Here is an 18,305-nt window from a genome sequence, read left to right on the forward strand (position 1 = left end):
AGCCTCTTTGGTACTTGTGATGCTAAATCATTAGTTTGGGCGAGGGAGTCGGGAAGGGAGAACAGAAGTGGTTAAATGTAAGCGAACAGTGGTCAGTGGTCAGCGGTCAGCCGTGGCACAGGCTTCTAGCTGCTTATAGCTGACAGCTTATAGCTGATAGCTTACAGTTAAATAACACTTTAGAAATCATTAAATAACACTTTTCGGCTATATCAATGCCGTTTTGCCAAATTATTTAGTTTTGAAAATTGTTAGGGAACTAAGGCCGTGGCCTATGCTTTCGGGCTTTGCCCGACCCTGCGCCAACGGAAACGGAGCTTCGGATTAGAAGTATGTCTTTACTTCAACTGCTACAATTAAAGGTTGCTTCGCCTATCACGCGGCTTGATGCCAGTTTTACAGAGAGAAGAGGGAAAAAGGTAAAACAGGGCAAAGGGGAAAAGGGTCAAGGGTTACTGAGTCCACTCCTGGGCACACACCACACGAAAACCAATATTGCCGACGAGGTGCCTCAAGCCCGGATTCAAGACGCCGCGAGACCCAGAACGGCAGTTTTTAGGCAAGGTGTAGCAGGAACCACCCCGCCACACCCGATATTTATTATCATTTTCATTATTGCTATCCGGTTCATCTTGCCAGGCAGTGCCATCTGTCGGCGCACCTTCATAGTTATGATGCCAATGGTCTGCACACCACTCCCACACATTCCCATGCATATCGTAGAGTCCAAAGTCATTCCCTACCCCAAAACTCCCCACTGGGGTTGTTTCTCTACGATAAATCCCTGATGGCCCATTACCATAAGATCCTTTCCAACCACCGTGTTCATCATCTGTTCCATTGTAGTTAGCAAATTCTGTAGTAATTGTCTCTCCAAAATGAAACGGGGTGGTTGTTTTGGCTCTACAGGCGTACTCCCACTCGGCTTCACTGGGCAAGCAATAAGGGCGTTTCGTAGACTGGGACAGCCGCTCACAAAATTCCACCGCATCATCCCAGGAGACTGTATCTACAGGTCGGTCTTTCCCTTTAAAATAGGATGGATTGGGTTTAAGTTCTCTGTTGACTTGGGGTAGGGCAGCCACGGCTTGCCATTGGGCTTGGGTCACTGGGTATTTACCCATGAAGAAGGATTTAACCGTGACTTGATGCTGGGGACTTTCACTGTCTCTATGCCCCTCTTCTGTTTCTGGGGAACCCATGAGGAAAGTGCCACCGGGGATGGCAACCATGTCCAAGGTGATACCATTTCCCAAGTCTTCAGCAAAGTACTGAATTTGTCGCCGATGGCGTTTGATATTAAGTGTTGATTGCTGTTGTTCTTTACTTGTTTGTGCCATCACGATTGTTTGGTTTAACTGATGTAGAACTGGCATCTTGTGTAGAACTGGCATCTTGCCAGTGATATATTAGTTGTGGAACTGGCATCTTGCCAGTGATATATTAGTTGTGGAACTGGCATCTTGCCAGTGATATATTAGTTGTGGAACTGGCATCTTGCCAGTGATATATTAGTTGTGGAACTGGCATCTTGCCAGTGATATATCCCCATCTCCCCATCTCCCCACACTTCCCACACTCTCCCCATCTCCCCACACTTCTCACACTATGAAGCAGCGATCGCACCAATGCATTGAGCCAGGATATAAGGTAACACCTTGCGAGCGGGAAAAAAGCCACTAGCCCAGAAAGCAAGAGTCACAGCTGGGTTAATATGGGCATCGCTAATATGTCCTGTGGCATAGATTAAAGCAGCGACCACTGCTCCAAACACAAAACTGACGCCCAGATGAGTTAAGGCTCCACTAGTGATGTGATTAACCATGACAGCACCAGTGCCAACAAAAACTAAGATAAATGTAGCCATGCCCTCAGTTACTGCCTCTCGCCAGCAATGGGATATTAAGGGCCAGAGAGTTTGTTTGGGTATCAGTTTGCGGATTCTCATTTAATGGTGATCTAATTTATCCACAGCAGGAGGATTTAACAGTATTGGATTCCTGCTCAGAATTGTCGGTAATCTTCAGATTCATTTCGGGTGCAGTATCTTCGACGTTGACCACAAATACTTCCCAGCGGTTACCATCTGGGTCACTTACCCACACCTTATCCTGGATGGCATAGCAACAGTGAGTGTTCTTTTCCTCTAACACCTCTAGTCCTGCAGCTTGAAAACGCTTGATCTGAGCTTGTACGTCTTCTGTCGTTTCAACCTGTACACCTAGATGAGATAATGTTCCACCAGAGTGCATGTTGGGGTTTAGTTCTAGGGTGAGATTGAGGGGCGGATTTACCAAATCAAATTTGGCGTAGTCAGCTTTGTATTTAACTGGAGACACACCAAACATTGTCTGGTAAAAGGTGACAGATTTGTGAAGGTCAGTGACATTTAGGGAGACATGAGTTTTGAGAGTAGCCATGGATATCCCTCCTGTTTTACTAATTAGTTAATCCTAATATATCAAAAAAAATTGATTTATTGCTAATAGTTAAGCCATCGGCTGAATTGGCTAATGGTATAGCGCTACGCGCAAGGCAACAGGCAACAGGCAACAGGCAAAAGTGGGGTAGGGTGCGTTAGGGAAGGGCTTGCACTGATTTTCCGTCTCGTGGCCAGCGTTAGGATAGCCCGCCCCGTAACGCACCACCAGGTCAAACTGATCAGAGCCTTAGAGCCATTCAACCTAGACTTTAAACTAGTCTGAGCAACAACTACGGGTAGGTACCATCACAGCTGTGCGACGAAATTCTGCCAAATATTGCTCTAAAACCACAAACTGGGGCAAATTCAGGCTGTAGTACATCCACCTTCCCTGTTGACGGGGGCGAATCAGACCAGCTTGTTTAAGGGTTTTCAGGTGAAATGATAGTTTTGATTGCTGGACATTTAAGCGATCGCATAAATCACACACACACAACTCTTGCGATCGCAGTAGCTCAATCACTGCCAGGCGCAGGGGATCGGAGAGAGCATGGAAGCCAGCGAGGATAGTAGTGGAGTCTGGAGCAGAAGTGGCTTGCATCAATTTTTATTGAATTGTTCTTTAGGTTGGACATCGATAAATTTAACTAATCGCACTTTTGGATCAGATAGATTACTATACTTCTTCGCTTTGTCTTCTATTATCTTCAGTTGTCCTAGTGCTTTGCTACAAGGGAAACCAAATTGAGCTTTGACGCGATCACTACCATCCTGAAGCGCAGTCCGAGACAGTGCCACAAATTCCGAAAGGGAATAGTCTTGGTCAGCATTGAAATATTTCTTGACCACTAGAGAAGGGGAATAGCAAAGTTCTTGATTACCATCAGGCCATTCAATTTGAAAGTGAGTTTCAGGCATTTTTTTATCTTATTCGATTTTATATTTATAATTTTTTATTTTACTAGTTATAACGATAACTTTTAACAAATACTCGCTGTCCACTCAACGACTAACCTCTGCTTATTTTTACTTTTTAAAATACTCTTTCGAGCATTAACAGCCACTAATTTTAAAAAGTATAAACTTCTGTTTATGGCAATATTTATCAGTCAACCATATCCCGTATAATTGGAATCTGTTGCAGACAGATAAGGTTTAGTAAACCCATGTAGCGGTCGCGATTATCGGTAATTAGTGGTATCGATAACACTAGCAATCTTCAAAAGTCTTTAACAAACTCTGAAACAATCTCATCCCATCGATATTGCCTAACATCGGATCAGCTGCTCGTTCTGGATGGGGCATCATACCTAAAATTTTGCCAGTGCTATCACAAATTCCGGCAATGTTATTTAGGGAACCATTGGGATTACCTGTTGTCTCTATCTCTCCTGAAACAGTAGCGTAACGAAACAATACTTGACCATTATCTTCGAGAGCTTTAAGAGTGTCAGCATCAGCGTAGTAGCGCCCTTCACCATGGGCAATAGGTAGAGTTATAATTTCTCCTGGGTGATAAGCTGTAGTCCAATATAAATCAGTGCGCTCTACTTTAACTGGAACGCGATCGCAAATAAAATGTAAGTCCCGATTTCTGACTAATGCCCCTGGTAACAGCCCCATTTCCGTCAGCATCTGGAAACCATTACAAATGCCCAGGACAAACTTACCCTGTTTAGCATGGTCTACCACCATTGGCATCACCGGAGAAAACTGAGCAATTGCGCCACAGCGCAGGTAATCCCCATAGCTAAAGCCCCCAGGGAGTACCACCACATCTAAGTCAGAAATATCGGTTTCCTGATGCCAAACCATCCTGGTTGGACATTGGAGTAAGCTAGTTGTAACATAAGCCAAATCGCGATCGCAGTTTGACCCAGGAAAGACCACCACCCCAAATTTCATGCTTCCACTCCTAGTTTTGCTGAAATCTCAACCAATTCAAAGCGATAATTTTCAATAACTGGGTTGGCTAAGAGCTGGTCACAAATCTGATTCAATTGCTCTCGCGCCGTATCTTCATTAGCAGCACTCAGGCTAAGTTCGATATATTTACCAATACGCACCTGTTCTATACTCTCATAGCCTAGCTGCTTCAGTCCTGACTCAACAGCTACACCGGCTGGATCCAATACAGAGTTTCTAAGTGTAACATAAATAGAAGCCTGATATTTGTTAATCACAACTCTCCCCTTTCAATCTATAATGATAATGGATATAATATAAATGATGAACGATCAAGGATTAAAAAAGTCTATCAGCAACTAGTATTTTTTGAGCTAGTATTTTTTTTAGCTGCCACAGCGCGTAACTAGCGATAGCCTAATCCTGGGATTTGGGCACAGCCGCGCTCATTGTTGCTCATGATCCGTTTATCATTCATCCTTCTTTACAGTTTGAACCAACAAGCACCATTAACATCAAAAAAATTCTAGGATATTAAAAAAAGATTAATGAAAGGCCAACGCACACGCTCCCAAGAGCGAATTCTGAAACTGCTCACAACCTTGAATCGGGCTATGTCGGCCCAAGATCTTTATGTCGAGCTGCGCAAACGTAAGCAATCTATGGGTTTAGCTACAGTTTACCGCGCTTTGGATGCTTTAAAACTAGAAGGAATGGTGCAAGTCCGGACTCTTGGTAGTGGAGAATCCCTCTACAGTGGTGTACAAAATGATCAACATCACCTCACTTGTCTCAATTGTGAGATGTCTATTCCCATTGAGGAATGTCCTATACCTCAATTACAGAAGAAGTTGCAAGATTCTTATCAATTCACTATTTTCTACCATACCTTGGAATTTTTCGGATTATGTGAACAGTGTTCTGTAACCAATGCTACAGAATATCAAGAGTCAGAATGAGATAATACCGTAATCACCTACAACAGCAATTCTAACAGAAGCTTGGTGATTCTCCCTTAGCGGCTTAGCTAGCCAAAGACACGATCCCAGTACAATGTACAATTTTCAATGGAACATTGAACAGGGATTCAGTGTCATCAAAATAATCAAAAGCTTAAAAAAAGGTTAGTAAACACCACAATAAAATGTGGCAGAGTCTACCAAAAACTCTTATTATTTGTTAGAATTAAATTAGGGTAACACCGACAGGGATTATTATGTAACTTAAATTAAAGCCGAAAACCAAGGGTTTATATAGTTGCGCTCTCTATCCCGGTGTTATAACTTTTTTGACATTTTTATGGCGCTCGCAGGATATTCTTGAGAGCTTTGGGAGATACCCCCTGGCGCTCGTAATCAGCTTGCATTGGCGGGCTAGGATCTGCCTTTTTAGATTCTGGTAGCTAAAAAGTATCGGTGATAAGTACTTTAGAGGCATAGTCCAAATTTGCTTTTGCTAGACTTTCAGCATTTGCTTTTGCTAGACTTTCAACCTCGAAGGTACATTTTTATTTTAATAGGTGCTTGTGTGATGGCTAATATCAGGGAAGTTGTACAAAAAGCACTCAAAACTGGCTATTTGAGTGTGACAGAAGAAGACAAGCTACGGCAGCTTTTAACCAGAAAATATCCACTGGAAGACTTAAATGCCTTCATGAAGCTACAGCTAGCTGTGATGAATGGTTATGTTAAGCAAGAATCTCGTGAGATGTTCTGTTCCAAGGAACTTTCTCAAGGGATTTAGGTGTCCTGTGGTTATACCAGCGCCAACCAGTTAAAACTGCGTTGGCTAGAATCGCTGTAAACAGACTCCTATATCCCTGGGCTGTATTAACAGCTACAGCTGTGGATTTACTCTGCTTCTAATTTAACCATTCAACCGTCATACTATCGATTAGTGTGGTGGTGGCAAAAGCAATCAAGAGTTACATTGTTTAGGTCTGGTGGAGTAATGGTAACCAAGAATCATCCTTAATTTTCCATTACTGTCTACTACGATAATTTTACCATAGAAACAATCGAGGAGCTTGCAACTCTGCCATCGGGGATGGCGCTCCTCGGGCTAAAATATTTTTTAAGCGTAACTACAAAACCTACCTAAACGGGGATACCCGTCTAGGTATGGGTGATTTACTCTCAACTACCGATACTTTTTAGCTACCAAAATCTACAAAGCAGATTTTAGCCCACTAATGCAAGCTGCTCTCGCAGCCAGGGGGTATCTCCCAAGGCCAAGATAGGTTTTGTTCCGCTCTTGGCGCATAAATCTGTGTTTAATAGAAAACGCAACCACTATCATTAAAGCTTTGGTTTTCGGCTTCAATTCAAGGAACCAGAATGTTTTCTTTGACACTAGATTCATAATCAAAGTCTAACGTATTTTTGGAGATACTGCAAGATATTTGGAGAAAATCGTCAACAGTGGCTAGCCCCTTTGATTTACATTCATGCCTAGGGAATTGGGGTTAACCTGGTCTCCATCACCGACAATCGAACGCATCCCTTCAATGGTTGCCGGAATGCTGCGAGGATCCATAAACATAACTTTACTACTCTCGCTAGTGCCAACTTGCATACCCATATCGATATAATTCTGAGCCAGTAAAAACTGGAGGGCATCACGAGCATTGGGGTCATTATTAAGAGTCTTAGCCACAATTTTCAGAGCCTCAGCAGTGGCTTGTGCCTTGAGAACCTGCTGCTGTCGTTCTGCCTGCGCTTTGAGAACGATTGCCTGTTGTTGGGCTTCAGCGTCCATAATCGCAGCTTTTTTACGGGCTCCAGCATCTAACTCTAGTGCCTCGGCTTTACCTCTGGCAGTGTTAACCGCAGATTCTCGTTCCCCTTCAGAGGTCAAGATTGCGGCCCGCTTACGGCGTTCTGCCGACATCTGTAACTCCATTGAGTCCTGCACTGCCTGAGACGGCACAATATCCCGCAGTTCAACCCGCGTGACTTTAACCCCCCAAGGATCAGTGGAAATGTCTAATTCCCGCAGTAGGGTTTCATTGATTTGAGAGCGAGCGGTAAAGGTTTGATCCAGTTCCAGTTTACCCATTTCAGCTCGAATCTGGGTTAGCACCAAGTTCTGCATGGCGGAGCGCAGGTCTTCAACCTTATAGTAGGCTTTCTCCATATCCATGATCCGCCAGTAAACTACAGCGTCAACGGTAATGGAAACATTGTCGGAGGTGATACAAGGCTGAGGTGGCACATCAAGGACTTTTTCCCGAATGGTTTGCTGGTAAACCACTCGCTCAATCACCGGAATCACAAAGTTGAGCCCAGGTTCGAGTTTTTTGCCACTATATTTTCCCAATCGTTCCACTAAAGCTTGGTTTCCTTGATTAATAATCTTGACGGAACCGAGAAGACTTGAACCGCCCAAAGCCAAAAAGACAAGCAAGAACCACTGTGACACGCTCTTTCCTCCCTATCGGGTAGTGTTTTACAAATTTGTTGTTAGAGGGGGATCGGATGAGTGGGGTAGGGCAGAAAACTAATTTAGTCTGATTCTCAAGTGCTTGAAGCTGACTTTATGACCCTCTGTCCAACCTGACTGTTCCACGTATCTTTTGTCAAAAAATACTGGACCCGGTGAGCAGGGAGACTCCCAACAACTAGTAACTAGGGGGGTAATAGATCTAACGTTGACTCTATTACTCCATCACCCTATTAACCCATCACTATCCCCTGAAGCTGGCAGAGCACCCATGGTCGATCAGCTTCAGTCGTGCAATAGGTGATGAGGCACAACAATCAGGGTAGTGCCTTCCCTGCGCACTACGTAGACTTTTTGGTTGGGTGCGATCGCATCTGCATAGTCTTCACAACGGGCACGCCATGAGTTGCCTTCATAGAGTACCCGTCCAGTTTCCCCTGGCAGAATTTCTGTCAAGGTTTGAGCTTCCATCGCATCCAAATTTTTTCCCACTCTAGCAGGAGGCATCAGGCGACGGGATAAAAAGACTGAGGCAGTGGAAAGCAGCAACCATAACCCCACTTGTAGGGTATAAGATATGGGCAAAATCGAGATCAAAAATCCTACCACCAAAGCACTGATGCCCATCATGAAAGCAACAAATGCTGTTGGCACAAACAGCTCGACTAAGCACAGCATTGACCCGGCAATTAGCCAAAGCATCGAGGAACTTACCATCGGCTCATCATAATATACGGGGTATGGGGTGAGTAGTTGCAGGTAACTCTACTTTATTTTGTCTAACCTCAGACAAAGATCGCTCGTTGCTGAGTTATGTTAATTTTCTTGAATCTACTAGACAACTTTGAGAGAAAATGTTTAAAAGCTCAAACACTCCTTTTTCTAATTTATCTCAGCCGTCTAGAATTTGACCGTATAGCCGTAAATTAACTTCATAGGTATTAGCCGTGGATCGTTATCTTTGGGCAGTGGGTTCTGCTGCCGTAGAGCTACCAGTTGGAGAACAAGTGGCAGACCGCTACCAGGTAGTTGCCCCGCAAATTTGGCAGGATATGCAGCCAGAACTGCCACCGGATTTTCCTGAACAACTCAACGGCCATATCCTTCCTTACCTACGCTTGTATCCCCACTGCCTCCATGTGCCAGAGGTTTATGGGATATGCCAGTTGCCACAGCAACGGAATTTTATCTCTACACCTGGTCAAGATGTAGTCATTTTGCTAGAAAATGCCCCGATTGATCCCAATGGCAACTTATATCCCTCAATGGAGTCGATGTGGACATCTGCTACCGCAGTGCGTCAAGTCTATTGGCTTTGGCAAATTTGGGAATTATGGATACCCTTATCAGAATTGGGTGTGGCTTCTAGCCTGTTAGTGCCAACTAATTTGCGAGTTCAAGGGTGGCGGCTGCGACTACGGGAATTATATCGGGATACCATGGCTGATACGAGTATATCACCAGTTGTAGGTTCTAATGGTCTAGAGGATAGGGGATTTGATACATTGGTTTCCCGAGACTCCCCTGCGGAACCGACTTCTGTAAGTGAACCCTCTGTGGATGCTAGTCTTAAACAGCTAGGAGAGTGCTGGGAAGCTTGGTGTCGCACAGCATCAGTGTCTGTGGCGGATCCGCTACAAGCTATTGCCCAACACCTGCAAACTCAACACCCCTCCTTAACTGCGATCGCATCCCAACTTAACCACCTATTACTTGAGCAAGCTGCTCACCAGCCGTTACGCTTACAAATTGCTGGTATCACCGCAACTGGTTCAAGTCACAGCCACAATGAAGACAGTTGCTATCCTACTAAGGCTGACTTGATTAAAGACCCAGAGCAATCCCAAGACCCCTTGATTCCCCACCTGTCGATTATTTGTGATGGTATTGGTGGTCACGAAGGCGGGGAAATTGCTAGTCAGTTAGCACTACAGTCGATTAAATTACAGGTTCGGGCATTACTGGCTGAGTTGAACGAAGATCCGGAGCTGATGACACCAGAACTCGTAACCGAAAATCTATCAGCAATTATCCGGGTTGCCAATAATATGATTTCTTCTCGTAACGATCAACAAGAACGAGAATCCCGGCGTCGCATGGCTACGACCTTAACCCTAGCGCTACAACTTCCCCAAATGGTGAATACACCAGAAGGGAAAACCAATGGTCACGAAATATATATCGCTAGTGTAGGAGATAGTCGTGCTTACTGGCTTACTCCTGACTATTGCCAGCAGCTAACTGTGGATGATGATGTAGCTACTCGGGAGGTCAGGCTTGGTCGTAGTCTTTATCGACAAGCGTTGCAGCGATCTGATGCACAAGCACTCACTCAAGCCTTAGGGACAAAGGAAGCTGAATTACTTCGTCCGACTGTGCAACGGTTTATTGTGGAAGAAGATGGTTTGCTGCTGCTGTGTTCCGATGGCTTGAGCAACAACAACTTGATTGAAAAATTTGGTCGAGATTTACCGCAAAAAGTCAATAGCCACCGAATTTCCGTCGAATCGGCAGCTGAGTCTTTAATTGAGCTAGGGTTTAAACATAATGGTCAAGATGACATTTCGGTGGTGCTAACATACTGTGCTGTCTCTCCCCAATATCCGACAGTGCTAAATTTGGGAGACATCTCTAGCTCCAAAGAACTACAGGTGGTTAATCTGGAACAGCAAACTGCTCTGACTCCATCACTACCAGCGGAAATAACTACAACCAATGACAAGAAACCTGAAACCACCCGCTCATACCGGGATTGGATTAGAGCCTTGTTTGGGCTGCTGGGGGTAGTCGGTATACTTGTTGGGGCTGGTGCTATTTTACTGGCTACTCAATGGGTACTCGCTCCTGAGGGCTTCCAAAAAATGCGCGATCGCTTTTTGCCATCACCGGATCCAAATCTACCAGAGTCTTCACCTACCGAGCAGGAGCTCCCAGATAACTAAGGGTGACACTAAGGGTGAAAAAAATTTACATTATAATCTATTCTTAGAATTTTAACCAAGAATCATCGGCATCAGACCAGGGAACTAATGCCATTAAACCTAAATTTTTTTTATGCTCACAACTGTGCTCAATGTAAACAACCCACTCTGTGAGACAATAAGAAGGTTGCCTGAGCCAACCCTAGCTTAGGTAAGGGATGTCTGTATAATAGTTAGAGTTACTTATCATATGAAAGTTGGCGATCGCGTCCGAGTCAAAGAATCAGTTGTGGTATATACCCATCCCGAACACAGGAATAAACCTTTTGATATTAAAGGTCTCGAAGGGGAAGTTACCGGAATAATTACTGAGTGGCAAGGTAGGCCAGTCAGCGCTAATTTACCAATACAAGTCAAGTTTGACAAAAAATTTAAAAAAGTTCACTTCCGTGAAGATGAACTAGAAATTATACCGTAGGCGGTTATATTATTAACTAATACTATAAAAGTCAATCATTATTGGCATCACAGGGATTTTTAAACAGGTCTGCACGGATAGGATAAAGTTAGATTATTACTGTATCTATTGATATCTATTACTATCCGTGTTGAATTGAATTTTTTAAACCATCTTTTATTCTAATCTAGGACTTGCGGCGACTGAACCAACCAAAAAGGTTGATGTCACCGCGCATTTTTTCTAATTCCTCTCGATTGCTTTGTGCTGTCAAATAATACCACTGGCAATAGTCTTCAAATTCTTGTCGATGCTCTACTTCTTGGCTAAACTCATAAGCTAGCTGGTAAGTAGCAAACATATCGGCTGCTGGTGGTGGTGCTGGGACAATCCGTTGGTATTCTTCTGGCATAGTAACTATAAAAATCATCAAGCATAATAATTCAGCAATAATGTCATACCCAACCGCGAATGCGATAAACTACTATTCCAATGTATTCCTTGATAGCACGGGTAATCCTAGACAATTGATCAGCATTTGGCAGAGAATGTAGCAACGCAGCTTGAGTACTGGTGCTAGGTTCATCCAGTTCATGTTGGGACACTAGAAAATCTGTCGGTGCTGGGATCACATCAATACCCTGACGCCGGAATACTAGAACAGAACGAGGCATATGCATGGCCGAAGTTACCAATAATACCTTGCGCAAATCCCGCTGATCCAAGATTTTGCGCACATTGACCGCATTTTGGTGAGTGTTTAAAGACCTAGACTCTTGGATGATAGCGCTTCTCGGAACACCCAAGTCTTCTAATATCTGTGCCATGTCTTCTGATTCAGGGGCCAACCGTTGTGAGGATTGAGCACTTTGGGAAGAAAGTCGTTGGCTAGAGTTATTACTACTGGAACCCCAAACAATCCGACCACCAGCAGGAATCACCCAGGGAGCTTTCCCTTCACGGTATAGCTGAGCACCATAGAGAACGCGATCGCCTGCTTCATCCACTTCTGGAGTAGGTCGTGGTGGAAAAGGTGGTTTGGTCGCTCCCCCCAAGATCACAATTACATCAGCCTCAGGTAATTCTGACCTAGGAAGATATTGCCACTCCAGGGAGCGTATTAAGCTGTTAGTTACCCAAGTATTACTTGAGACCAACAATACAATTAATGCCAAAGCCACGGGTATCGGTACCCAGCGAGGGTTGCGCCAGGACATTACCAAAGCTACTACCAGTAGCACACAAGCCAGGCCCAAGGGGTACAGAAAGAGTGGCAATAGCTTTGAGAGAAATAGAAACATGTTAGATTTTAGTTCTAAGTCAGAAAGTACTCAATCCAAAGCAAGTTCTTCTAGATTAGCCCTAGCTTAAATATCTTGGTATTTTCTTTTGACCAATAAGCAATAACTAATTCCTATTGCTTAACGTCTAAAAAATCTACTAATAGGATTAAGTGACCCTTCTGAGCGCCTCTTTTCTCTAGCGTTTCGTTCCTGTACAGCTAAACGGATGCCAGTTAAGTCAGAACTAAGCTCCTCGCTATACTCTGCTTGCTGAGGTTGTGAGTCCCTGGGTTTGTCTGGGTGCTGCCACCAGTCAACTATCAAACCACCGGCTAAAGCGCCGATGCCACCAAATAGTAAGCTAAATTGGATGTCGTATCCCAGCAAGGCAAGGGCTAAGATAAAAAACACCAAAATTTGAAGCCCGCTTAAAAAACCGTCTTTCTTACCATTCATCTGATTCAATCTAAGGTATATAGTTGTTTTGTTTGTAGTTTACAGGTTATAGGTTCCTTTGCCGCTTATCCTGTTATTGAACCTTTCCCCTCTGCCATCTCAACGCATTACATTCTACCAAAGCCAATTCAACTAAAACGATTAGTCACAATTGTCCCTAGAGCAGCTATTGGGTTTCAGCTTTTCGAGAAAGTAACCATAGTCCTTCTCAACTTGATCAGCATAAGTCAAAGCCACTTCCCTTACCAATTGCCGAAACTCCTTGTGGCGACCGTCAGTCAACTCATCCACCTGTTTGTCTATGGAATAAGGCACTAAGGTGGCATCAAAATCTTTGTCAGCTCGTGCATGAGCTGTTGCCAATACTTGACCCCATTGTTCAGCTAGCTTAACAAAGCGTTTCTCTTTAGTTAGCTCAGTGGTATCAAAGGTTTCCTTAAATGGCGATCGCTCTCGCACTGAGTAATACCCATCCCCTAGTTTCATCCAGCCCAGGTGATTATCGGTGTGCTTGGTTAAGGCTCGATAGGCTAAAGCATGACGTTGACCCTCATTGTTAAAATTTTTATCATACTTTTCCCGTTCCTCCTGACTCAGGTAATCATAGGCAGTAGGGGAAGATTGGAATTTAATGTCCAAGATCCGGTCATCCTTCTGGGAAGACGTCTCGCCTTCAATCAGGAGATAATACCGGGGTATTCCTAAGGAACCAGTGCCAGCCAGTAAACGTTGCGCAATATCTTTGACTCGGAAGTAGTCTTTATCATATTTAAACTTTTTTGTCAACGTTTTCTTATAATCTGCGATCGCATTCTGAATATCCTGTCGCTCGGAAGCAGTAGGTTTGCCTAACTTAACCTTGGATAGATTGAAGCGACGCTGATTTCCATCCAGTTCTGTCCATTTTTTCAACATTTTTTGGCGGCTTTCGCTGGCTTCCACTTCTTCTAGGAAGTCATCCAACTTCCCATAAGTATTGTCTTTAGTGAAGTAAGTCTCCAGTTCACGATCATTACCGCGATAGGAGGCCATAGTATCAAGATAGGACTCACTGAAGGCATCAATCCCCTTGTTTTGTTCCTCAGCAGACAAACCATTCTGACGACCGACCAATGCTAAACTAGCTGCCATGCGCCAGACATCATATTGGTAATCGGCGATAATGCCATCATCAAAGTCATCGAGTGCGTAAACGATTTCCCCTCGATTATTTTCATATGCCCCAAAGTTCTCGGCATGCATATCTCCCGATAACCAAATCTTGGTTTTGGCATTTCCAAAATCCTTGAGGCGGCTATTCTCAGCGAAATCTTTCCAAAATAGTTGGTTAGTGCCACGGTAGAAGACAAATTCAGAACAAGCCATTTTGCAATATTTAGTTTCTCGATCTTGCTTGGAAATGTCAGTGTTTGCCTCCTGAATCGTTTTCACGACTACCGTTGCACGATCCTTGGTTTTCATTGGGGGTTCCGGTCGGTCGGGGGAGGAACAGGATACGTTAGTCAGTAAAAGTAGGATTGCGATCGCACTCACATATACTGGTTGTTTACAAGTCTTCATCATTCAACTCAATCAACTGAAAATTACGTTAATCTTCGTTTACATTTCTTTATGTTTAGAACTTACTTGCTTTACAGAGAATAGACAATAGGCATGCTAGCAATAGGGAAAAAATTATGTGTACCTCATTAGGTTTCAAACCTCTATATACCTTCGCCATAGTCTAGCCCCACCATTAATTGTTCCAGTTCCGTAAGTCTTAGTACACTAAAAATAGAATTATAAGAGAATAATACAAAAAATGACTCGTAAAATATATGATGTTCGTCGAAGCAATGAGTCCCCCCAAAAGAAGGGTTCCGATGACTGGATCCTCCAAAGAAGTGGAGTGCGACAGCTACCCGAATTACCGAAGACATCCCAAAACAACACACCTGATTGGGTACGACGAACAAATCAAGATGACTGGATCCTCCAAAGAAGTGGAGTGCGACAGCTACCCGAATTACCGAAGACACCCCAAAACAACACACCTGATTGGGTAGTGCGAACTAATCAAATCGACTTGACGCAGATACCCGTCAGGAATTACTCAACTAATCCTTCCCCATGGCAGGCAAAAGCCAAAGAGCCCAATCGACGAGAAGAGGAAACCGAATCACAGACGTTGCATGGGAAACTCCCAACACAAGCAGTAGGAGAGGAAAAGGTGGTGAATCCGCCGACGATGGGAAGACATGGGCTGGTGCAACAGCAACGGACAAAGGGAATACCGGTAGCCCCACGAGAAGGAGGGATGAGCGGACGCGAAACCCCAATCCAGCGCCAGGAGGAAGAAAAGAAACCAGAAAACAAGACCGGGTTGCCCGATCGCCTTAAGGATGGGATAGAAAGTCTGTCTGGCTATGACCTCTCAGGGGTGCGCGTAAACTACAACTCTCCCAAACCCGCCCAACTCAATGCCCATGCTTATACCCAAGGTCTGGGGATAGAGGTGGCACCGGGACAGAAGCGGCATCTGCCTCACGAGGCGTGGCATGTGGTGCAGCAGATGCAGGGAAGGGTGAGACCGACGATGGAGGTGAATGGGGTTGGGGTGAATGGTGATCGGGGTTTGGAGAGGGAGGCGGAAGTGATGGGGAAAAGAGGATTGCATAAGAGGGAGGCGGAGGGAGAAAAGCCAAAAAAGGTAGAGGAGGAGGTTAAGGAGGGAAAAGCCAAAGAATCAAGAAGAAAGGGTGATGAAGGGGTACTGCAAAAACAAGTGGTAGGAAATACTTATTCAAAAGGTAATGTCGAGGATGTGATTCAATATGAAGATCTAGAAGGATTCTTCAAAGAGAGTAGCGAAACGGGAAAGAATATATTGAATAAACTAGTGAATGCAACGGAGGTGATAATACCCCTAATGGAGCTAAAAAAAGAGTTTCCCTCCGAAAAGAAGCTCGCGGAATATATTGGAGAAGTTTATGATTATGTCGACCTTATCGAAAGGTACAATCATCTAGGATATGATAAGACCGAGGATACCAGGGGGCGTAAAGCAGTGGAAAACAAGAGGATAAAGTTAATACAAGCTTATGAGTCCTTAGATAATTCAGCACTACAAAAGCTCGTGGAAAACAAGTTACGCTGGGAACACGTATACAATTTGGAACACGTATACAATTCTAAGCATTATAACCGATATGATCCAAAACTCATATATTATCATGCAAATAATATAAAAACCCTTCAACCTTTGGCATCAGTATCCTACGGAGAAGAAGTTTCCGGAAAGCACCAAAACCAAATAAAGAATAAACTATACGACGATAATCAAGACAAAAAAAGAAATTACGCAACCCTAAAATACGAAATAAAAGTGTTTGATACCAAACGACGTAATCCAGGGTGGTTATTATATGAAGGAAGCTATGCAGGAAGGAGTGGAGAATATAATAGTGAGCATCAAATAAGTGTCCCAGACAACGGCGGAAAAGTAATCCATCAAGTGGCATCAACATTGAAAACGTATAGTGGTAACTTCCAAACATTCATAGATCATCATGATCGTGCCAATGATTCGGAGGTAGCGATATTTAATCATCTAGACTATAGCATAACAAAGGATTTACGAAAGCGAGGCATAAACACTTATCAGTCAATAGGAAAAATAAGCTTGAAGACCGATAGAGCAACGTGCAATTCATGTAGCGCAGTCGCGATGACGTTTCAACAGAAGTGGGCTACTGATGTACAGGTAATTCATGGAGGAATATATGATGGAAAACGGTATGGCGGTTGGTCGCCGTGGTGAAAGAAAGCAATATAGCCGTGGTGAAAGTTTGTAGGGTGGGCAAAATTCCGAGCATCAACAAAGGAACAGATATGTAGAGATGTTTTTGCCCACCACAGCAGCTTACCATACAGATAATGGTGGGCATGATGATGAGAGATATCGCTGCGGAGGAAGATTGTCGAGAATGCCCACCCTAAGATCAGGATTTTGTGGTATTATTTTAAATAATGGAATAGGTGTGCGCCTGTAGGGTTTAAACACATACATAATAGATTATGACAGGCAAGATTCCTGTTCCACGAGATATTGATGATGTTATCTAGAGTCACATTATTGATTTATTTCATTAACCATTCCCGTGTTGTTGCTGCCGTGCCATTAACTGTTGGACAAAGGCTTGATGCTCTGGGGAATTAATTCCTGATTGCAAGGAAAGCAAAACCCGTTGCAGATCCCCTTGGAGCATCCCTGGCGCATCCAGCCACAATCCGGGAAAAACTTGAGAGCAAATCAGGCCATCAGGATCTGGTAACAAGGAAATATAATCACCATCGTTTAAACTAAACCAATCAATTTTTTGTTCAAAGACTTGCCAAACAATGTATTCCTGTACGCTATTGCGCCGATAAGCACGCTTCTTATCTCCCAGATCGATCGCCGCACTACTAGCTGCTATTTCCACCAATAATTCTGGCGCTCCTTCCAAGTATCCATCTTCACTTAGGGTAGAGTTACCCCCACTTTCTGGATTAATTAGCAATACGCCATCGGGTTGCGGTTGGTTGTCCCTATCCAAACGGACTGTGGGTTCAATGCCCATTTGTACCTGGGGTGTAGCAGCTTGATAAACTCCCAGCCAGGTGATTAAACGTCCGTGGGGTTGGGCATGAGGTTGAAAACGTAGGGGCGATGCCATGTAAACTATTCCTTCTATCAGTTCGGCTTTTTTTAGTTCTGGCATGGCATTGTAACGACGCTCGAATTCCCGGGAAGTTAAGCGATCGCCATTTTCTAGCGGTGGCAAATGTCGAGGGGGTGGGAACTCAGAGCTTAATGGTAAGGGCTGTGAAGACATCATTAGGCACCTTTAACTTTGAGATTAGTAGTAATAAACATGCCAGTACCCGAATATTGGGGAGTAGCGTCGGGAATTGGTGGCGTTGGACCTTTTGGTGGTTGCTGCGCTGGGGTCATTACTTGAAATTTAGCAGTGAACGTGCTGCCTTTGAGCAATACTGGTTTGCCACCAGATTTATTTTTTTTAGCTTTTTGATTGCCTCCCAGGGATTGAATTGTGAGAGTACCTACCCCTGGTATACTGTACACTGGAGTCATATACATGCAACCCGGTACTATCACTTTTTTCTCATCCCCATCCACACACACAGGCTTGCCATTAATCGTGTCCTTGCCAGAACCCACCAGGGTACCCGGTTGGGGCACCACAGTTGCTGCCCCAAAGGTAGGGTTAAACATGGCTTTATCCCCTGTAATTAGAATAAAATCAGCCATTAAGCACTACAAAAAAACTATTTCTAGCAATTCTTATTTCTATGAAGTAGAAATCTCTGGGTTTTAGGGAGCAGGGAGCAGGCAAGAGGCAAGCAAGAGGCAAGAGGCAAGCAAGAGGCAAGAGGCA

The 18,305-nt window shown here is 44.1% G+C and carries 21 protein-coding genes; 5 read left to right on the forward strand and 16 right to left on the reverse strand.

Features of this window, described 5'->3' with window-relative positions:
- Window positions 1–452 precede the first annotated feature (452 nt).
- The 8 genes from F6J99_RS00955 to purS all read right to left on the reverse strand — a co-directional run bounded on the left by F6J99_RS00955 (window position 453) and on the right by purS (window position 4,605).
- Window positions 453–1,394, reverse strand: coding sequence for a formylglycine-generating enzyme family protein (locus F6J99_RS00955; RefSeq protein ID WP_365972375.1), 942 nt, complete (start codon window positions 1,392–1,394; stop codon window positions 453–455).
- Between the two features lie 49 nt (window positions 1,395–1,443).
- Complete coding sequence (locus F6J99_RS00960) at window positions 1,444–1,596, reverse strand: hypothetical protein (RefSeq protein WP_293111320.1); 153 nt, start codon at window positions 1,594–1,596, stop codon at window positions 1,444–1,446.
- A gap of 10 nt (window positions 1,597–1,606) precedes the next feature.
- On the reverse strand, window positions 1,607–1,948 hold the full coding sequence (locus F6J99_RS00965; protein ID WP_293111321.1) for an aquaporin: 342 nt from the start codon (window positions 1,946–1,948) through the stop codon (window positions 1,607–1,609).
- Between the two features lie 16 nt (window positions 1,949–1,964).
- A complete protein-coding gene (locus F6J99_RS00970; protein ID WP_293111322.1) occupies window positions 1,965–2,420 on the reverse strand; it encodes an ArsI/CadI family heavy metal resistance metalloenzyme in 456 nt (151 codons plus the stop codon).
- A 276-nt stretch (window positions 2,421–2,696) separates the two neighbouring features.
- Complete coding sequence (locus F6J99_RS00975; protein WP_008186524.1) at window positions 2,697–3,023, reverse strand: metalloregulator ArsR/SmtB family transcription factor; 327 nt, start codon at window positions 3,021–3,023, stop codon at window positions 2,697–2,699.
- Complete coding sequence (locus tag F6J99_RS00980; RefSeq protein WP_293111323.1) at window positions 3,023–3,340, reverse strand: MSMEG_0570 family nitrogen starvation response protein; 318 nt, start codon at window positions 3,338–3,340, stop codon at window positions 3,023–3,025. The genes F6J99_RS00975 and F6J99_RS00980 overlap by 1 nt, the downstream gene beginning before the upstream one ends.
- Window positions 3,341–3,631: 291 nt before the next feature.
- Window positions 3,632–4,327 (reverse strand): phosphoribosylformylglycinamidine synthase subunit PurQ, encoded by a 696-nt coding sequence (purQ, locus tag F6J99_RS00985; RefSeq protein WP_293111324.1) that lies wholly within the window; start codon window positions 4,325–4,327, stop codon window positions 3,632–3,634.
- A complete protein-coding gene (gene purS, locus F6J99_RS00990) occupies window positions 4,324–4,605 on the reverse strand; it encodes a phosphoribosylformylglycinamidine synthase subunit PurS (protein ID WP_070393308.1) in 282 nt (93 codons plus the stop codon). Before purS ends, purQ begins: the two co-directional genes overlap by 4 nt.
- 270 nt (window positions 4,606–4,875) lie before the next feature.
- Here purS and F6J99_RS00995 point away from each other — a divergent pair, with 270 nt between their 5' ends.
- Window positions 4,876–5,286 (forward strand): Fur family transcriptional regulator, encoded by a 411-nt coding sequence (locus F6J99_RS00995; RefSeq protein WP_070393309.1) that lies wholly within the window; start codon window positions 4,876–4,878, stop codon window positions 5,284–5,286.
- Between the two features lie 571 nt (window positions 5,287–5,857).
- The gene (locus tag F6J99_RS01000; RefSeq protein ID WP_070393310.1) at window positions 5,858–6,070 is read left to right on the forward strand and encodes a hypothetical protein; all 213 of its coding nucleotides are present in this window, start codon (window positions 5,858–5,860) and stop codon (window positions 6,068–6,070) included.
- Window positions 6,071–6,751: 681 nt separating this feature from the next.
- Here the strand turns inward: F6J99_RS01000 and F6J99_RS01005 are convergent.
- Together F6J99_RS01005 and F6J99_RS01010 are read right to left on the reverse strand one after the other, a co-directional pair.
- Window positions 6,752–7,747 carry an SPFH domain-containing protein gene (locus tag F6J99_RS01005; protein ID WP_293111325.1) on the reverse strand — a complete coding sequence of 332 codons (996 nt, stop codon included), beginning with the start codon at window positions 7,745–7,747 and terminating at the stop codon, window positions 6,752–6,754.
- A gap of 306 nt (window positions 7,748–8,053) precedes the next feature.
- Window positions 8,054–8,485, reverse strand: a complete 432-nt coding sequence (locus tag F6J99_RS01010) for an NfeD family protein (RefSeq protein WP_293111326.1) — start codon at window positions 8,483–8,485, stop codon at window positions 8,054–8,056.
- 230 nt (window positions 8,486–8,715) lie between these two features.
- On the opposite strand from F6J99_RS01010, the gene F6J99_RS01015 reads away from it, so the two are divergent.
- Window positions 8,716–10,710, forward strand: coding sequence for a protein phosphatase 2C domain-containing protein (locus F6J99_RS01015; protein ID WP_293111327.1), 1,995 nt, complete (start codon window positions 8,716–8,718; stop codon window positions 10,708–10,710).
- A gap of 229 nt (window positions 10,711–10,939) precedes the next feature.
- A complete protein-coding gene (locus tag F6J99_RS01020) occupies window positions 10,940–11,167 on the forward strand; it encodes a ferredoxin-thioredoxin reductase variable chain (RefSeq protein ID WP_070393314.1) in 228 nt (75 codons plus the stop codon).
- 166 nt (window positions 11,168–11,333) lie between these two features.
- Here F6J99_RS01020 and F6J99_RS01025 read toward each other — a convergent pair whose 3' ends face one another.
- From F6J99_RS01025 to F6J99_RS01040, 4 genes are all read right to left on the reverse strand, one after another.
- Entirely contained in the window at window positions 11,334–11,558 is a 225-nt protein-coding gene (locus F6J99_RS01025; RefSeq protein WP_293111328.1) for a hypothetical protein, read from the reverse strand.
- 43 nt (window positions 11,559–11,601) lie between these two features.
- The gene (locus tag F6J99_RS01030) at window positions 11,602–12,447 is read right to left on the reverse strand and encodes a YdcF family protein (protein WP_293111329.1); all 846 of its coding nucleotides are present in this window, start codon (window positions 12,445–12,447) and stop codon (window positions 11,602–11,604) included.
- A gap of 120 nt (window positions 12,448–12,567) precedes the next feature.
- Window positions 12,568–12,885 (reverse strand): hypothetical protein, encoded by a 318-nt coding sequence (locus F6J99_RS01035; protein ID WP_293111330.1) that lies wholly within the window; start codon window positions 12,883–12,885, stop codon window positions 12,568–12,570.
- Between the two features lie 141 nt (window positions 12,886–13,026).
- Window positions 13,027–14,448 (reverse strand): DUF2252 family protein, encoded by a 1,422-nt coding sequence (locus F6J99_RS01040; protein WP_293111331.1) that lies wholly within the window; start codon window positions 14,446–14,448, stop codon window positions 13,027–13,029.
- 238 nt (window positions 14,449–14,686) lie between these two features.
- On the opposite strand from F6J99_RS01040, the gene F6J99_RS01045 reads away from it, so the two are divergent.
- On the forward strand, window positions 14,687–16,684 hold the full coding sequence (locus tag F6J99_RS01045) for a DUF4157 domain-containing protein (RefSeq protein ID WP_293111332.1): 1,998 nt from the start codon (window positions 14,687–14,689) through the stop codon (window positions 16,682–16,684).
- 328 nt (window positions 16,685–17,012) lie between these two features.
- Here F6J99_RS01045 and F6J99_RS01050 read toward each other — a convergent pair whose 3' ends face one another.
- Both F6J99_RS01050 and F6J99_RS01055 read right to left on the reverse strand, forming a co-directional pair.
- Window positions 17,013–17,744 (reverse strand): Uma2 family endonuclease, encoded by a 732-nt coding sequence (locus F6J99_RS01050; protein ID WP_365972382.1) that lies wholly within the window; start codon window positions 17,742–17,744, stop codon window positions 17,013–17,015.
- Window positions 17,744–18,178: a hypothetical protein gene (locus F6J99_RS01055; protein WP_293111333.1), complete on the reverse strand. Its 435-nt coding sequence runs from the start codon at window positions 18,176–18,178 to the stop codon at window positions 17,744–17,746. The genes F6J99_RS01050 and F6J99_RS01055 overlap by 1 nt, the downstream gene beginning before the upstream one ends.
- Window positions 18,179–18,305: the final 127 nt, after the last annotated feature.

Source organism: Moorena sp. SIO4G3 (assembly GCF_010692305.1).
Classification (GTDB): Bacteria; Cyanobacteriota; Cyanobacteriia; order Cyanobacteriales; family Coleofasciculaceae; genus Moorena; species Moorena producens_A.

Coding starts and splice junctions, on each gene's coding strand:
- F6J99_RS01025 (WP_293111328.1), bottom strand. CDS start 11,558: ATGCCAGAAGAATACCAACGGATTGTCCCAGCACCACCACCAGCAGCC.
- F6J99_RS01040 (WP_293111331.1), bottom strand. CDS start 14,448: ATGATGAAGACTTGTAAACAACCAGTATATGTGAGTGCGATCGCAATC.
- F6J99_RS00955 (WP_365972375.1), bottom strand. CDS start 1,394: ATGCCAGTTCTACACAAGATGCCAGTTCTACATCAGTTAAACCAAACA.
- F6J99_RS01020 (WP_070393314.1), top strand. CDS start 10,940: ATGAAAGTTGGCGATCGCGTCCGAGTCAAAGAATCAGTTGTGGTATAT.
- F6J99_RS01045 (WP_293111332.1), top strand. CDS start 14,687: ATGACTCGTAAAATATATGATGTTCGTCGAAGCAATGAGTCCCCCCAA.
- F6J99_RS00970 (WP_293111322.1), bottom strand. CDS start 2,420: ATGGCTACTCTCAAAACTCATGTCTCCCTAAATGTCACTGACCTTCAC.
- F6J99_RS01050 (WP_365972382.1), bottom strand. CDS start 17,744: ATGATGTCTTCACAGCCCTTACCATTAAGCTCTGAGTTCCCACCCCCT.
- F6J99_RS00965 (WP_293111321.1), bottom strand. CDS start 1,948: ATGAGAATCCGCAAACTGATACCCAAACAAACTCTCTGGCCCTTAATA.
- F6J99_RS01010 (WP_293111326.1), bottom strand. CDS start 8,485: ATGGTAAGTTCCTCGATGCTTTGGCTAATTGCCGGGTCAATGCTGTGC.
- F6J99_RS00980 (WP_293111323.1), bottom strand. CDS start 3,340: ATGCCTGAAACTCACTTTCAAATTGAATGGCCTGATGGTAATCAAGAA.
- F6J99_RS00975 (WP_008186524.1), bottom strand. CDS start 3,023: ATGCAAGCCACTTCTGCTCCAGACTCCACTACTATCCTCGCTGGCTTC.
- F6J99_RS01000 (WP_070393310.1), top strand. CDS start 5,858: ATGGCTAATATCAGGGAAGTTGTACAAAAAGCACTCAAAACTGGCTAT.
- F6J99_RS01030 (WP_293111329.1), bottom strand. CDS start 12,447: ATGTTTCTATTTCTCTCAAAGCTATTGCCACTCTTTCTGTACCCCTTG.
- F6J99_RS00995 (WP_070393309.1), top strand. CDS start 4,876: ATGAAAGGCCAACGCACACGCTCCCAAGAGCGAATTCTGAAACTGCTC.
- F6J99_RS01035 (WP_293111330.1), bottom strand. CDS start 12,885: ATGAATGGTAAGAAAGACGGTTTTTTAAGCGGGCTTCAAATTTTGGTG.
- purQ (WP_293111324.1), bottom strand. CDS start 4,327: ATGAAATTTGGGGTGGTGGTCTTTCCTGGGTCAAACTGCGATCGCGAT.
- F6J99_RS01055 (WP_293111333.1), bottom strand. CDS start 18,178: ATGGCTGATTTTATTCTAATTACAGGGGATAAAGCCATGTTTAACCCT.